This window comes from Streptomyces sp. NBC_00247, from assembly GCF_036188265.1.
In the GTDB taxonomy this organism is placed as follows: domain Bacteria; phylum Actinomycetota; class Actinomycetes; order Streptomycetales; family Streptomycetaceae; genus Streptomyces.
This window is the reverse complement of sequence record NZ_CP108093.1, coordinates 257,776-271,464: the sequence shown is the minus strand read 5'-3', so window position 1 is coordinate 271,464 and position 13,689 is coordinate 257,776. Positions and strand designations below refer to the sequence as shown.

The following is a 13,689-nucleotide window of genomic DNA, read 5'->3' as shown; positions in this document are numbered from 1 at the left end:
TCTGTCGTCGTCGTGGCGCATGGTCGTGGCGCGTGCCCCGAAGGGTCGCGCGGGGTGACGTGCGCCACTCGGCTCCATCGGTCCGGTCGCCGAAAAAGGCGAACGGAAATCGGTCGTCAGTACGGGCCGTCATACCAGAGCGGGACGGATGGCGGGCAAGTTCGACAACTGGCGCTCACGCCCGCCGCGTCGGCGACTACCGTGTGTGCTCAGTGATCAACGATGGGCTCATGTTCTTCGAGCCCGCCCGGTTGATCCGGAGCCTGACCGACCCCCTTTGGTGCCACCGCATGAACGATTCCGGGTGCCCCACGTACCGAGGACGCTGATGTCTCAACTTCGCGCACCAGAAGCGCGACCGGATCGCCGGGAGAGCGGGCGGCACGGCCGCCCCGCGGGCCGTTCCCAGACCGCCTCCTCCAAGCCGCGCACCGTACAGCCGGCATCGCGGCTGCGGATACGCGGTCAGATGGTGCGGGCGGCGCTGCTGCCGACCGTGGCCGCCCTGCTGATCGGTGCCGCCGCGGTCGTCTTCACCGTACGGGCCTGCGGGGTGCGTCCCTCCGGCAGCCTGCTGGCGGCGCTCGGCGGGTCCGGCGCGCTGGCCGTGACGGCCGTCGTGGCGGCGTGCATCGGCGCCCGCCGGGTATCGGCCGGGCTGCTCGACCGCGCCCAGGCGCTCCGCCGGGCCAACGCCCGGGGTCAGGCCGACCTGCAGCGAGCGCTGGAACAGCTCCGGGCCGGGGAGCAGTTGCCCGCCCGCAGGGCTCCACAGCCCACCGCCCCGGGAGCGGACGCCTTCGACCTGCTGGGGCAGGAGATCGCACGCTCGCAGGAGGCCGCCGTGGCCGCCGTGGGCCAGGCGTCCCAGCTTTTCAGCAGCACGGGCAACGAACAGAAGGTCGAGGTCTTCGTCAACCTCGCACGCCGCCTTCAGTCTCTGGTGCATCGTGAGATCCAGATTCTCGACGAACTCGAACACGAGGTGGAAGACCCCGACCTCCTCAAGGGCCTCTTCCACGTCGATCACCTGGCGACCCGCATCCGACGTCACGCCGAGAACCTCGCCGTGCTCGGCGGGGCGGTGTCCCGTCGGCAGTGGTCGAACCCGGTCACCCTCACCGAGGTGCTGCGCTCCGCCATCGCCGAGGTCGAGCAGTACCCGCGGGTCAAACTGGTTCCGCCGATCGAGGGGACCCTGCGCGGGCACGCCGTCGCCGACGTGATCCACCTGGTGGCCGAACTCGTCGAGAACGCCACGGTGTTCTCCGCTCCGCACACCCAGGTCCTGCTGCGGGTCCAGCCCGTCACGGCCGGCTTCGCGCTGGAGGTGGAGGACCGCGGGCTCGGCATGCCGGGCCAGGAGCAGAGCCGGATGAACGCTCTGCTCGCCGACCCCGACCAGGTGAACGTCGCCCACCTGCTCCAGGACGGCCGCATCGGGCTCTTCGTCGTCTCCGCGCTGGCCCGACGCCACGGCATCGCGGTCCGGCTGGAGAGCAACATCTACGGCGGTACGCAGGCGGTCCTGGTCCTCCCGCAGGTGCTGCTCGGCGCCGAGGGCGACACCACCACGCCGCCGGAGGGCGTTCCGGTGCCCCCGCCCGGCGCCGTGCACCGGCCGCCGGCCCAGGACTCCGGCCCACGGGCCCGCCCGGCACCGGCCTCCGCCGAGCCCCGGTCGGCACCGGTCCTCCCGGGAGGACCGGACCGTGCGCGGCAGCCGGTCCGGGACCAGCTCCCGCCCGCGCCGCAGGATCAGCTCCGGCCCGTGGTGGGACGACTCGGGCCACCCGGCGCGGCCCCGGCCGGGCCCGGGGCACCCGGCGCTCCGGCTCCCGGTACCCCGCACCCACCGCGCCAGATCCGCCGCGAGGCCCAGGGCCCGCCGCTCCCGCAGCGCACCTCGGAGCGGTCGGCGCCCACGGGGCCGCCCCCCGCGCCCTCCGAGCACGCCGCACCGGCCGCGTACCCCGAACCGCAGCCCGCCCGCCCCGAACTGCCCCGGCGGACCAATCAGGAGAACCTGGTGCCGCAGCTCCGCCAGGCCCCGGTGCGCCGTGTCCCGGACGAGCACGCGGTGCACGACCCGGGCCTCGTCGCCGCCTTCCGGCGCGGTATCGACCTGGCTGAGGCCCGGTCGGCGCAGGACACGGAGCCGCCGGTCGGCGGCGACGCCCTTCCGCCCGCGCCCGGACCGTCGCGTGCGGCGGGCCAGGGCCTCCCGCCGGCGACCGGGCCCGCCCCGGCGGCGGGGTCGCCCGGGTCCACCGCGCCGCCCGGGTCCACGGCGTTGCCCGGGTCCACGGCGCCGGGGTTCGTCCCGTACGCCGCTCCGGCCGCGCCACCGGTCCGGCGGGTCACCCCGCTGCCCGTACGCGCGCCGGCCGCACCGTCCGAGAGGGGAGTCCCGGGACGCCCCGGCCCCGTCCCCCGTCACGAGAACCCCGAACCCCGTCACGAGAACACGTACAAGGAGTAGATGCACCATGCCGAGTGAAATGACGTCCGGTCAGGTCGCCGACCTCGACTGGCTGTTGAGCGGACTCGTCCAACGTGTCCCGTACACGCGCAGTGCCGTCCTGCTGTCCGCGGACGGGCTGGTGAAGTCGGTCCACGGCATGGATTCCGACAGCGCGGACCACATGGCGGCCCTGGCGGCCGGGCTCTACTCCCTGGGCCGCAGCGCCGGGGCAAGGTTCGGGGACAACGGCGACGTGCGTCAGGTCGTGGTCGAACTCGACTCGACCCTCCTCTTCGTCTCCACCGCCGGTTCCGGCACCTGCCTCGCGGTCCTCGCCGGCCGGGAGGCCGACGCGGCGGTCCTCGGGTACGAGATGACCATGCTGGTCAAGAGCGTGCGACCGTATCTGGCCACCCCGGCACGACACATGGCGGGGACACCGTTCGCCCCGGGGCTGTGAGCGTGCGGGCTCAGGAAGGACCGCTGCTCGACGCCGCGGCCGGCCGGCTCGTCCGTCCGTACACCGTCAGCAGCGGCCGGACCCGGCCGACGACGGAACTCGACCTGCTCTCGCTGATCATGGCGACCGGCAGGAAACCGCAGGCCCACCTGGGCCACGAACACACCGTGACACTCGGGCTCTGCGAAGGCCCCACGTCCGTCGCCGAGGTGGCCGCGCATCTGCGGCTGCCCGCGACGGTCGCCAAGGTCCTCGTCTCCGACCTGGTGGACTGCGGGGCCGTCACCGCGCACGCCCCCGCCTTCCAGGACATGCCCACCGACCGAACCCTGCTGGAGGCAGTGCTCGATGGCCTACGACGACAACTCTGACAGCACCGCCCGCCCCGCGCCCTTCCCCGTGGCCCTCAAGGTCCTGGTCGCGGGTGGGTTCGGGGTCGGCAAGACGACGTTCGTGGGCGCCGTCAGCGAGATCGCCCCGCTGAGCACCGAGGAGCTGCTGACCCAGATCGGCGTGGGCACGGACAACCTCGACGGCATCGAGTCGAAGCGGTCCACCACCGTCGCCATGGACTTCGGCCGGATCACCCTCGACCAGAGCCACGTCCTGTACCTCTTCGGAACCCCCGGCCAGGAACGCTTCTGGTTCATGTGGGACGAGCTGTCGCAGGGTGCCTTGGGCGCCGTGGTGCTGGCCGACACGCGGCGCCTCGAAGAGTGCTTCGCCGCCGTCGACTTCTTCGAACGGCGTGGCATCGGCTTCATCGTCGCCGTCAACGAGTTCGACGGCGCCTACCGTTACGCCCCCGACGAGGTCCGGGCCGCACTGGACCTCCCGCCGGGCGTCCCGGTCGTCCTGTGCGACGCCCGGATCGCCAGTTCCGGTACGGGCGCGCTGGTGACGCTCCTCCAGCACCTCATCAACGCCACCGCCGCCCCTGCCCCGCTCCAGACCTACGGAGCACACCCGTGACGGGCAGGCAGCTGCTCACCCCGGTCGACCGCGACGGCTCCGCCAGGGCCGCCCGCTTGCGCCGGCTCGGCCTGGGGGAGCGGCCGGACACGACCTTCGACAACTTCGACGACTTCGCGGACCGCGTCGCAGCCGTGACCGCCGCCCCCTACTCCATGGTCAACTTCATCGACGAGAACCGTCAGTTCTTCGCCGGTCTGCACACACCCGCGGGCAACCAGGGAGGCGGCGCCCTCGGAACCGCTGCCGCGCGCAGCAACCGGAGCGACCGCTACATGGCCCGCGACCACGGCTACTGCCCGCACGTCCTGGTACGGCGCAAGGCCCTGGTGCTGGACGACGTCTGCGACTATCCGCGCTTCGCCGGGAACCCGGTCGTGGACGGCATAGGGATTCGTTCCTACCTCGGGGCCCCGCTCATCGACGGCGCCGGAGTCGCGCTCGGCACCGTCTGCGCCGTCGACACCGTCCCCCGGCCGTGGGGGCGCGCGGGGCTCGTCACCATCAAGGCGCTCGCCCAGGAACTGATGGGGCACATCGACCGCCGGGAGCTGCCCCGCCGCTGAGGAGACGGGCGAAGGGCAGACCCGTGCGTGGAGCGTCCGCTCAGCCGCGCAGGAACCGAGTGATGCGACTCCGCAGCCCCGCGGCGTCGAGCCCGTGCGCCGCGACGTGCTCGTCCATCCGCCCGTAGCGGCGGAGCTCCGCGCGGCCCACACCCAGACCCAGTACCCGGTGCGGGAGGTCGAGCAGGGCTTCGGTCGCCACCGCTACGGAGGTACCGGCGAGGTACGGCTCCACGAGCACCACGTCGGCGGTGCCCGCGCCCACCGCCCTGCGCAGCCCGTCGAAGTCGAAGGGCCGCACCGTGGCCGCGTACAGCACGGTCGTGTCCAGCCCTTCCGTCGCGGCGAGTACGTCGTCCAGCGTCGGGCCGACCGCGACGACGACGCCCCGGGAGCCCTCGCGCACGGTGAGGAAGCCGTTCCCGTCCACGGGCAGGGCCCGGCGGTTCGACTGCAGCGACAACCGCAGGTAGACCCGGTCGTCCCCGGCGGCTGCCCGCCGCAGCAGTGCCTCCGCCTCGTCGGGATGGCCGGGAACGTGCACGCTCCAGCCGTCGAGCGTGTCCATGAGCGCCACATCACCGGGCGACATGTGCGTGAAGCCGGCCGCCGGGAAGTCGTACGAGGCTCCCGCGCTCACCAGCACCCCGGCCACGCCCTGGTGCCCGAAGTCCAGCCTGATCTGCTCGAAGGGGCGCTCGACGAGGAAGCTCGCGAAGGTGTGGACGATCGGCCGCATCCCGGTCAAGGCCATACCCGCGCCCGCCCCGATGAGCAGCTGTTCACGGATACCGACATTGATCACCCGGTCAGGGTGGTTCCGCTCGGCTCCGGCGAAGCCGTCGCGGCTGATCTCGGCCAGCACGAGAGCCAGGCGCGGATCATGGCCGAGAAGTTCGGTGGTGGTGGCGATGAAGCGGTCTCGCATGGTGTCCACGGGGGAGTCTTTCCGTTGGTGCCGGGAGTGGTGGTGAGGTGAGGCTGGGAGTGAGGGGGCGCGCCGCGGTGTGCGGCGGGACCAGGAGCGTGTGAGAGGGCTGAGGGAGAGCGGTCGCGCGGTCAGCGCTTCGGCGCGGTCCGGGCGACCACGGCGTGCGGCCGGCCGGGGTGGGGGGCGGTGAAGGCCGCGTACAGCGCCTCGTGGTCCCCGCCGTCCACGCTCGCCACCGACCACCCGGCGGTCTCGAAGCGCGCCGCGATCCCGCCGGGGCGGCCGTAGGTCGCCGACTGGTTGTCGATGACCACGGTGTGCAACCGCTCCAGGCCGGCGGGCCCGGCGTAGGCGAGCGCCTCGTGATTGCTGCCCTCGTCCAGTTCCGCGTCCCCCACGAGAACCCAGACCCGGGGATCGGTGCGCCCCTGCGCCCGCAGCCCCAGGGCGGTGCCGACCGCGAGAGGGAGGCCGTGCCCCAGCGATCCGCTGCCGATCTCGGCGCCCGGCACCAGCAGCCGGTCCGGGTGCTGGCCCAGCGGCGAGTCGAACGAGCCGAAGCCGGTGAGCAGCTCCTCCGGGAAGAAGCCGCGGGTGGCGAGCACCGCGTAGTAGGCCATGGGCCCGTGGCCCTTGGAGAGCAGGAACCTGTCCCGCTCGGGATCGTCCACGGTCGCGGGGCCGACTCGGAGCACCCGGTCGTAGAGCACCCAGAGCACGTCCAGGGTGGAGGTGGCGGCGGGCCCGTGCTTCTCGTCGCCGGTCATGAGGCCCATCAGGCGGTTCAGGTCCTCGTAGCCGTGCGTGCGGAGCCCTGAGCCGGTGGAATTCGTCATGCTGATCATGGTTGGACCTCAACCATGGTTGAGGTCAAGAGGAAGTGGTTCGTAACCACCCGTCCGAGTGCGGTATCGTTCTCATGCGCGTTCGGCCAGGGAAGCAGCCCAGGTCAGACGGGTGCCGGGACGTGGCGCAGCTTGGTAGCGCACTTGACTGGGGGTCAAGGGGTCGCAGGTTCAAATCCTGTCGTCCCGACTCGTGAGAGTCGTAGTTCGAGGGCCGGTTTCGGAGCAATCCGAAACCGGCCCTCGAACTTTTCTGGGGACCGGTCGGGGACCAGCCGCGGTCTGGGCGTCCTTGACCGCGTCAGCGGGTCATGACGACGGGGCTCGGCAGCGAACGCGGTGCGCGCAGCGCGCTGACGTGGGCCGACAGCGCCGTCCCGGCCGCCGTGATCCTGTGGACGTCCGGGTGCAGGTAGCGGTCCAGGTACACGTCCTTGGCAGGATCGCCGGCCACGGCTCCATGGCCACCACCCAGCATGACCACGTCGTCCCCGTGCGTGGCATCGCGCAGGACAGCGGTGGACGGCGCCTGGGGCCCGGGAGGCCGCCAAGAACGCGCCGTGCCGGTGAGTCTCCTGCTGGAACCGGCGCCGCTCGCGCTGCGGCGCCTCGCCGTGGAGGACACATCGGTCCCTCGCCTCCAGGGCGTCGGATGCGGCGCGGAGAGCACGTGCGAAGAAGCGGCGGTCCGCGCGCGCCCGGAAGATGGACGCGGTTCGCCTGCTGCGTTCTTCGGCGCCTCGAAAGGAATGGCCACGTGACCGCGATGCACGACGTGTACGCCGATCTGGCGGTGGAGGGCACCGAACTCGGTGATCTGGTCTCAGGACTGAGCCCCGAGGAATGGGCGGCGGAGACACCCGCCGTCTCTTGGACGGTCCGTCACCAGGTGGCTCACCTGGCGTACGTCTCCCGTATGGTACGGCTCGCGGTGAGCGACGCGGAGGCCTTCGAGGCCGAGACCGCGCCGGTCCGGGAGGACTTCCAGTCCGGGATGGACTCCAGGCTCGCCGAGTACGTCGCGGAGCCGCTTCCCGGTCTGCTGCGTCGCTGGGCCGAGGAACGGGCCGCCGCCGAGAAGGGACTGGCCGCACGGGGGCGGCGTGACCTGGTGCCGTGGCCGGCCGGGCCGCTGCCGGCCAGCGTGCTCGCCGCGGTCGCGTTGACGGAGCTGTTCGCGCACGGCCAGGACATCCGCGACGGCCTCGGGCGTCCGCGCGTGCTCACCGACCGGATCGGTCACATCGTCTTCCTCGGGACCCGCACCCGGGACCTGGCCTACCGTGCCCGCGGTCTGCGGCCCCCGGCCGAGCCGTTCCGTTTCGAGCTGACGGCCCCGTCCGGGGAGCTGTGGGCCTTCGGCCCGCCGGAGGCCGGACAGCGGATCTGCGGCCCGGCCCAGGACTTCTGTCTGCTCGTCACCCGGCGCAGACACCGCGACGACCTTGCGCTGAGCGCTGTCGGGACGGAGGCTGACCAGTGGCTGGACATCGCACAGTCCTACGTCGGACCGCCCGGCACGGGCCGGGCACCGCAGTGAGCAATATGGCATATAGATCACCGGCCCGGCGGCTGCTTTCATGGCTGGCGGGCCGTCTTCGGTCCGCCCGACACGAGGGATCTGGGGTTGCCGTGCGAGAACAACGGACCAGCTGGTGGCTGCTTCCGAAGCGTGCCTGTGCCACCGCCCTGATCGTCACCGGACATCTGATCGCCGCCCTGCCGCACACGATGACCCGCGGCGGCCGGACCCGGCTGGCGCACCGCGCTCCCCGGCTGCTGACCGCGCTGGGGCCGTTCTTCGTCAAGGCGGGGCAACTGCTCAGCACGCGCCGCGACCTGGTCCCCGAACACTGGTGCAAGGCGTTGGGCGAACTGGCCGACGAGGTGCGGCAGCCGAGACGCGCGGCGGTGGCACGCACCCTCGCCGAAGCCGGATTCTCGGATGCCTTCGCCGAGTTCGACTGGGAGCCGGTGGCCTGCGGCAGTATCGCCAGTGTGCACCGCGCACGGCTCGTCGATGGATCTGAGGTCGCCGTCAAGGTGCAGCGGCACGGCATCCGCCCGGTGCTGGAGGCCGATCTGCGGCTGGCCCTGCTCGGCGCGCGGGCCGGCCGGCTGCTGCCGAGCATGCGGGACCTGCCCGCCGAGGAGATGATCGGACAGCTCGGCGGCGCCGTCCTGCGCCAGCTCGACTTCACCGCCGAACACGATTCCCTGCTCGCGCTGCGCGGCAACCTCTCCGACCACACCGAACTACGCATCCCCGCGCCCGTCGAGGGACTGTGCGGACCGACGGTGCTCACCATGGAGTTCGTCCCGGACATCGGCAGGTTCCGGCCCCACGGCATGTCCGTGGCCCGCCGCCAGGAGGTGGTCCGGGACGTCCTCCGGGCGGTCTACCGGATGCTCTTCGTGGACGGCGTGGTGCACTGCGACCTGCATCCGGGCAACCTCTGCCTGGACGGTGAGGGACGGGTCGTGGTGCTCGACGCCGGCTTCGTGGTGCGACTGCCCGACGCGGTGCGGCGCTCCTTCGCCGGCTTCTTCCTCAACATGGCCCAGGGCAACGGCCCGAAGTGTGCGGACATCGTGCTCGACAGCGCCGCGCGGCTCCCCGCGGACATGGACCGGGAGGGTTTCCGCAGCGCGGTGACGGCGTTGGTGGACGAGGTGGCCGGGGCACTGTCGAAGGACTTCGACCTCGGGGCGTTCGCGCCGCGGTTGTTCAAGCTCCAGAAGGATTTCGGCGTCTTCGCCGCGGCCGAGTTCGCCTTTCCGCTGCTGTCGCTGCTCGTGCTGGAAGGAATGATCAAGGAGTTCGACTCCGAGGTCGACTTCCAGGCCGAGGCGGTCCCCGTGCTCATGGCCTCCTTCGCCAAGGACGTCCAAGTGGACTCCGAGCGCCGCGAGAACGGTTCCTCCGGTGGGTGGGCCGCCTGAGGAACCGTTCCGGCACCGCCGCGCGCCGTACGGTCTGCGGTCGCCCGTCCCCACCTTTGTGGGGATCGGGCCGGACGGCACGAGCCGCCGCGTGGCGGACATCACCCGAGAGAGCTTCTGCCGGACGGCCGTGCACGCCTGCGGACCGGCCGCGCCGGCGGGCGAAGCGACACGTCGGCAGGGGACGGAAAAGGAGGAACGACATGTTGGTCTGTGTGACAGGAGGCACCGGCTTCCTCGGCTCGCACACGGTTGCCGCCCTCGCGGCCGGCGGAGCACGGATTCGGCTGCTGGTGCGCGATCCGTCACGCCTGGCGGCCGCGCTCGGCCCGCTCGGCATCGACCCGGACACGGTGGAGACCGTCACCGGCGACGTCGCGGACGAGGCGGCGGCGGCCCGCGCGGTCCGCGGCGCCGACGCCGTGATTCACCTGGGGTCGGTCTACTCCTTCGACCGCCGGCGGCGCGACGACATCACCCGCACCAATGTGGCGGGCACCGAAGCGGTCCTGAAGGCGGCGGTCCGGGCCGGGACCGGCACGGTGCTGTACGTCTCGACCGTTGGCGCGCTGATTCCCACCACCGAATCCGAGCTGCGCGCCGAAAGTCCGGTGGGGGACCCCGACGAGCCCTACCTGGCGAGCAAGGCGGCCTGCGAGACGCTCGCCCGACGGCACCAGGACGACGGGGCGCCGGTCCACATCGTCTACCCCCCGGCTCTGCTGGGCCCGGACGACCCGAGGCTCGGTGACCAGACCCGCCGGATGCGCGACGCGCTGCGCGGCCTGATGCCGCTGTGGCCCACCGGCGGCTTCCCGCTGGGCGACGTGCGTGACACCGCCGAGTTGCTCGGCGGGCTGGCCCTCGGCCCGCCGCCGGACAAGCCGGTACGGGTCTTCGGGCCCAACCGGTACGTGACGACGGCCGACTACCTGGCGGAGCTCCGCGCGGCGACCGGCCGTCGGCTCACGACGCTGCGGCTGTCGGGGCGGGCCATGCTTCCCGCCGCCCGGGTCGCCGATGAGGTCCAGCGGTGGTGGCCGTGGCACATCCCCGCCGAGTTCGGCGCCGCCTACACCTGTGTCCACGCGGTGCCGGTGGCCCGGGCCGCTACGGCCGACGTCCCCACGGCGCGGCCCGTCACGACGACGATGGCCGACACCGCTCGCTGGCTGCACCGGGCCGGCCTGCTGACGCGGCGCCAGGCCGGCACCGCGGTCGAGCGGAGCGGGTCATGACGGCGGCGGGGACCGGACACGATCCGGCCGAGCAGTACCACGCCTACCGGCGGACCAGGGAGAACATCACCGGCCTGGTGACCCGGACGCCGGACACGGCCGCCGCCGGCGTGCCCGCCTGCCCCGACTGGACGGTGCGCGACCTGATCGGACACCTGGTCCACATATGCGAGTCGTTCGTCGCCCTGGAGGACAACCAGATAGATCTGCGCCCGTCTCAGGGCGTTGACCTGCCCGGTCTGCTGGACCGGTGGGACGCCCTGGACGGCGAGTTGCGCGAGGCACTGGACCGGACCCCCGAACTGCGGCGGCGCATCCTGTTGCTCGACGTGTTCTCGCACGAGATGGACCTGCGCGTCGGTCTGGGCCGGACGGCCGCGCCGTCCGGCCATCCGGCGTTCCCCGGCGCGCTGGACCTGGCCACCATGGGCTTCGGCCTCGCGTTGCACGGCGGGAATCTGCCGGCGCTGCGGATCGACACCCCGGAGCGGGACTGGGTGGTGGGAGAGGGGGCTCCCGTCGCCACCGTCCACGGCGCGGCCTTCGACGTGTTCCGGTCGCTGACCGGCCGACGCACCCGGCACCAGATCGAGGAGCTGCGCTGGTCCGGGAACCCGTCGGTGACCTGGATGCCGGCCTTCGCCTGGGGGCCGTTCGCGCCACCCGCGAACGAGGTGGAGCCGGTCCGCGGGTTCTGACCCACCGAGCCCCGCGAGGGCCGCGGCAGGACCGCCCGGTGGCCGCACCGGCCGGGGTCGCACCGCCTGGAAGGCCTTCCAGAACGCCCGGCCCGTCGCACGACGGGCCGGGCGTTCTGCTTCGCGACTACGGTCTCAGGTACCGGTGACGGCGGGCAGCTCGACGGGAGCACCGCCGGCCTTCGGCAGACCCGAGAAGTCCAGCTCCGGCAGCGCCAGCAGGATCGGCAGGTCCAGGGGAGTCAGCGGACGCCCGACCAGGTTGACCCGCATGTCCTCGTTCCGTCGTACGTTCAGTACCTGGCTCGAAGCCACCAGCAGCGGGCGCCGCTGACCGTGCGGCGAGCGCGGGTCGTCCACGGCGAGTACGGCCGCCCGGATGTACCAGGCGCCCTCCGGCAGGCGCAGCGAGAACGAACCGGGCCCGTCCAGGATCACGCAGGCGGTCGGGCGGCCCTGCACGATGGACTCACGGAACGCACCGACGTAGATCCGTACCGGCTGTGGGGTGCCGGGGAGACGAATGGTGCCTTCCAGCTCACTGGTGGGCCGGCCACCGTCGAGGAGCTGCTGCGGTCCCGTGGCGGCCCCGCCGCTCGGCGCGAGCAGCCCGGCACGGGCCAGCGCCCGGTACCGGGCCGGAGAGTGGCTCACACTGCGGGTGAAACGACTGGTGAAGGTGCCGAGACTGTTGTAACCGACCCGGTAGGAGATCTCGGTGACGCTGAGATTGGTCTCCAACAACAGGCTCTTCGCCTGGTGCAACCGGACCACGGATAGGAATCGGCCCGGAGAGGTCCCGGTGAGATTGCGGAACACCCGGGAGAAGTAGAATTTGCTGAGAATCGCGGTGTTGGCGATCTCGTCGAGCGAGAGTGGTTCCTCGTATCGATCCCACATCGTCGCTATTGCACGCTCAACGGCGACCTGCATGGCAGTGCTCCAAGCTTGTCGATGAATCGAATGCGACCTGACGGAAATGGCCGAGCAGAATCTCAGAACTGACGCTCTGTCGGTGCGACAATGTGTACCGCAAATTTGTGCACGGCATTTCTCCGAGCGTGCCGATGAATCGAGTACGTCCCCACCGGACGCGCAGGGAAGTGCCTGACGACCGCAGGTCGGGGGGAATGGGGCCCCGATTTCGGGCGACGACATGGAAGTGCTGGATCCCGCTGCGCTGCATCGGGTAGCAACACCTGGAGAATTTAGGGCGCACGGAAGCCATATCGGAACACACCCGCAAGGCGGGGTGAACGGACAACAGCCGACGACCCGGGGGAGCTGGGTATTCAGTTGTCGCGGAGTAGTTGTCCGCTGCGCCGCTGGGCCGCCCGCTGGGCGGCCCACGACGTGACCGCGAGGATCTCCCGGTCACCCCCGCCGTTCTGCCGGTAGGCCGCGATGACCTTGTCGTCCACCCGGTAGGAGGCCAGGGCGGTGAGCAGTGCGAGGCTGCCCGCCGGCCGGTCGGCGGGCGGCAGTTCCCGCAGCGGTGCGTCCAGCCAGGCCCGGCCGAGGCCGGGGTCGCCGCCGTCCCAGCGGGCCAGTTCGGCGGCCACCAGGTCCCGGACCGGCTCCGGCACCAGTTCGGCCGCTGTCAGCTCGACGGCCGCCGTACTGCGGGCCAGCGCCGCGGCGATCCGCGGATCGGCCGCCGCCCAGCCCAGGTCCTTCGGCAGCGGTGCGTGGGGCAGGAGCGACAGCGACCTACCCGGCCGGATCCTGGCCCGGACGGAGCCGCGCATCAGGCCGGTCAGCACCCGCAGCACGGGGCCCACCGCCCGGTCCGGGGCGCGCGGCGGCAGCGGTTGCGCGCCCAGGAAGACGTTGACCATCCGGTTGAGGTACTGGAGGCAGAACGCGGTCCCGGCCAGTTCCGGCATCAGTTCGGGTGCGAACGGAGGCATGCCCGCCGAGCCGATCCACGCCGTCAACTGGTCCGGCGCCGTCCCCGCGCCGCCGGCCGGTCCCGCCTTCACGCCCCGCCCGGACGAAGTGGGCCGGGTGGTCAGGGAGTTGTGCATCGTGGAGTGCATGGTGGTGCAGAAGGGGCACTGGTTGCTCCGGGACACGGCGGCAGCCACCGCTTCCTTCGCGGCCCGCGGTACCAGCCCCTCGACCAGCATCGTCTCGCGCAGTGTCATCCAGGAGGCCGCGAGCAGTGCCGGCACCGGGGCGTGCAGGGCTATGGGAGGAGCCAGCACCCCGAAGTCCTGTTCGAGCTCTCGGTAGACCCGGGCGGTGTCGCCGGTCGCCTCACCGAACGGCACGGTGGCGATGTGCCGGACCTGGAGCAGGGACAGTCTCCTGAGCGGCGACTGAACGAGCAGTCTCGGGTCCTTCATGCGTCCGCTCCGGGATCAGGACCGGTGACGTCGCGCCCCGGTGGCTCCGCGTGGCCTTCATGCATCGGTGGCACTTCCCTCAGCTCCTCGTCGGACGACTTTCGGTGCGCCAGTCAATCGTCACACCGATGCGGGGTTCCTCCTTCTTCATTCTTGCGGTCTGACGGCCGGTCCCGCACGAGTTCCGGCAAGGCTTGCCGCCGCGCTCGCAGCCGTGGCTCCGA

The 13,689-nt window shown here is 72.0% G+C and carries 14 protein-coding genes and 1 tRNA gene; 10 read left to right on the top strand and 5 right to left on the bottom strand.

Annotated features, from left to right (window positions below; genetic code table 11):
- Window positions 1-328: 328 nt before the first annotated feature.
- Genes OHT52_RS00935 through OHT52_RS00915 form a run of 5 tightly spaced genes read left to right on the top strand, consistent with a single transcriptional unit; the run spans window position 329 to window position 4,462 of the window.
- On the top strand, window positions 329-2,482 hold the full coding sequence (locus OHT52_RS00935) for a sensor histidine kinase (RefSeq protein ID WP_328718150.1): 2,154 nt from the start codon (window positions 329-331) through the stop codon (window positions 2,480-2,482).
- Between the two features lie 7 nt (window positions 2,483-2,489).
- A complete protein-coding gene (locus tag OHT52_RS00930) occupies window positions 2,490-2,924 on the top strand; it encodes a roadblock/LC7 domain-containing protein (protein WP_328718149.1) in 435 nt (144 codons plus the stop codon).
- A 2-nt stretch (window positions 2,925-2,926) separates the two neighbouring features.
- Complete coding sequence (locus OHT52_RS00925; protein ID WP_443046754.1) at window positions 2,927-3,295, top strand: DUF742 domain-containing protein; 369 nt, start codon at window positions 2,927-2,929, stop codon at window positions 3,293-3,295.
- The gene (locus OHT52_RS00920; RefSeq protein ID WP_328718147.1) at window positions 3,273-3,896 is read left to right on the top strand and encodes a GTP-binding protein; all 624 of its coding nucleotides are present in this window, start codon (window positions 3,273-3,275) and stop codon (window positions 3,894-3,896) included. Before OHT52_RS00925 ends, OHT52_RS00920 begins: the two co-directional genes overlap by 23 nt.
- Window positions 3,893-4,462, top strand: coding sequence for a GAF domain-containing protein (locus OHT52_RS00915; protein ID WP_328718146.1), 570 nt, complete (start codon window positions 3,893-3,895; stop codon window positions 4,460-4,462). The genes OHT52_RS00920 and OHT52_RS00915 overlap by 4 nt, the downstream gene beginning before the upstream one ends.
- A 40-nt stretch (window positions 4,463-4,502) precedes the next feature.
- On the opposite strand, the gene OHT52_RS00910 is transcribed toward OHT52_RS00915, so the two are convergent.
- On the bottom strand, window positions 4,503-5,399 hold the full coding sequence (locus OHT52_RS00910; protein WP_328718145.1) for a transketolase family protein: 897 nt from the start codon (window positions 5,397-5,399) through the stop codon (window positions 4,503-4,505).
- Window positions 5,400-5,521: 122 nt separating this feature from the next.
- The gene (locus OHT52_RS00905) at window positions 5,522-6,229 is read right to left on the bottom strand and encodes a transketolase (protein WP_328718144.1); all 708 of its coding nucleotides are present in this window, start codon (window positions 6,227-6,229) and stop codon (window positions 5,522-5,524) included.
- Between the two features lie 125 nt (window positions 6,230-6,354).
- Here OHT52_RS00905 and OHT52_RS00900 point away from each other — a divergent pair.
- A tRNA-Pro gene (locus OHT52_RS00900) sits at window positions 6,355-6,428 on the top strand.
- Between the two features lie 111 nt (window positions 6,429-6,539).
- Here OHT52_RS00900 and OHT52_RS00895 read toward each other — a convergent pair.
- Window positions 6,540-6,692 (bottom strand): hypothetical protein, encoded by a 153-nt coding sequence (locus OHT52_RS00895; protein WP_328718143.1) that lies wholly within the window; start codon window positions 6,690-6,692, stop codon window positions 6,540-6,542.
- A gap of 312 nt (window positions 6,693-7,004) precedes the next feature.
- On the opposite strand from OHT52_RS00895, the gene OHT52_RS00890 reads away from it, so the two are divergent.
- The 4 genes from OHT52_RS00890 to OHT52_RS00875 all read left to right on the top strand — a co-directional run bounded on the left by OHT52_RS00890 (window position 7,005) and on the right by OHT52_RS00875 (window position 11,117).
- Window positions 7,005-7,778: a TIGR03084 family metal-binding protein gene (locus OHT52_RS00890; RefSeq protein ID WP_328723574.1), complete on the top strand. Its 774-nt coding sequence runs from the start codon at window positions 7,005-7,007 to the stop codon at window positions 7,776-7,778.
- A gap of 92 nt (window positions 7,779-7,870) precedes the next feature.
- Window positions 7,871-9,181: an ABC1 kinase family protein gene (locus OHT52_RS00885; RefSeq protein WP_328718142.1), complete on the top strand. Its 1,311-nt coding sequence runs from the start codon at window positions 7,871-7,873 to the stop codon at window positions 9,179-9,181.
- A gap of 203 nt (window positions 9,182-9,384) precedes the next feature.
- Window positions 9,385-10,419, top strand: coding sequence for an SDR family NAD(P)-dependent oxidoreductase (locus OHT52_RS00880; protein ID WP_328718141.1), 1,035 nt, complete (start codon window positions 9,385-9,387; stop codon window positions 10,417-10,419).
- On the top strand, window positions 10,416-11,117 hold the full coding sequence (locus OHT52_RS00875) for a maleylpyruvate isomerase family mycothiol-dependent enzyme (protein ID WP_328718140.1): 702 nt from the start codon (window positions 10,416-10,418) through the stop codon (window positions 11,115-11,117). The genes OHT52_RS00880 and OHT52_RS00875 overlap by 4 nt, the downstream gene beginning before the upstream one ends.
- Window positions 11,118-11,252: 135 nt before the next feature.
- Here OHT52_RS00875 and OHT52_RS00870 read toward each other — a convergent pair whose 3' ends face one another.
- The gene (locus OHT52_RS00870; protein WP_328718139.1) at window positions 11,253-12,017 is read right to left on the bottom strand and encodes a helix-turn-helix transcriptional regulator; all 765 of its coding nucleotides are present in this window, start codon (window positions 12,015-12,017) and stop codon (window positions 11,253-11,255) included.
- A 392-nt stretch (window positions 12,018-12,409) separates the two neighbouring features.
- Complete coding sequence (locus OHT52_RS00865) at window positions 12,410-13,465, bottom strand: carboxymuconolactone decarboxylase family protein (protein WP_328718138.1); 1,056 nt, start codon at window positions 13,463-13,465, stop codon at window positions 12,410-12,412.
- Window positions 13,466-13,689 lie beyond the last annotated feature (224 nt).

Bases quoted from the DNA above. Each gene is read 5' to 3' on its own strand.
- OHT52_RS00935 (WP_328718150.1), top strand. From the start codon at position 329: ATGTCTCAACTTCGCGCACCAGAAGCGCGACCGGATCGCCGGGAGAGC.
- OHT52_RS00930 (WP_328718149.1), top strand. From the start codon at position 2,490: ATGCCGAGTGAAATGACGTCCGGTCAGGTCGCCGACCTCGACTGGCTG.
- OHT52_RS00920 (WP_328718147.1), top strand. From the start codon at position 3,273: ATGGCCTACGACGACAACTCTGACAGCACCGCCCGCCCCGCGCCCTTC.
- OHT52_RS00905 (WP_328718144.1), bottom strand. From the start codon at position 6,229: ATGACGAATTCCACCGGCTCAGGGCTCCGCACGCACGGCTACGAGGAC.
- OHT52_RS00890 (WP_328723574.1), top strand. From the start codon at position 7,005: ATGCACGACGTGTACGCCGATCTGGCGGTGGAGGGCACCGAACTCGGT.
- OHT52_RS00880 (WP_328718141.1), top strand. From the start codon at position 9,385: ATGTTGGTCTGTGTGACAGGAGGCACCGGCTTCCTCGGCTCGCACACG.
- OHT52_RS00875 (WP_328718140.1), top strand. From the start codon at position 10,416: ATGACGGCGGCGGGGACCGGACACGATCCGGCCGAGCAGTACCACGCC.
- OHT52_RS00870 (WP_328718139.1), bottom strand. From the start codon at position 12,017: ATGTGGGATCGATACGAGGAACCACTCTCGCTCGACGAGATCGCCAAC.
- OHT52_RS00865 (WP_328718138.1), bottom strand. From the start codon at position 13,465: ATGAAGGACCCGAGACTGCTCGTTCAGTCGCCGCTCAGGAGACTGTCC.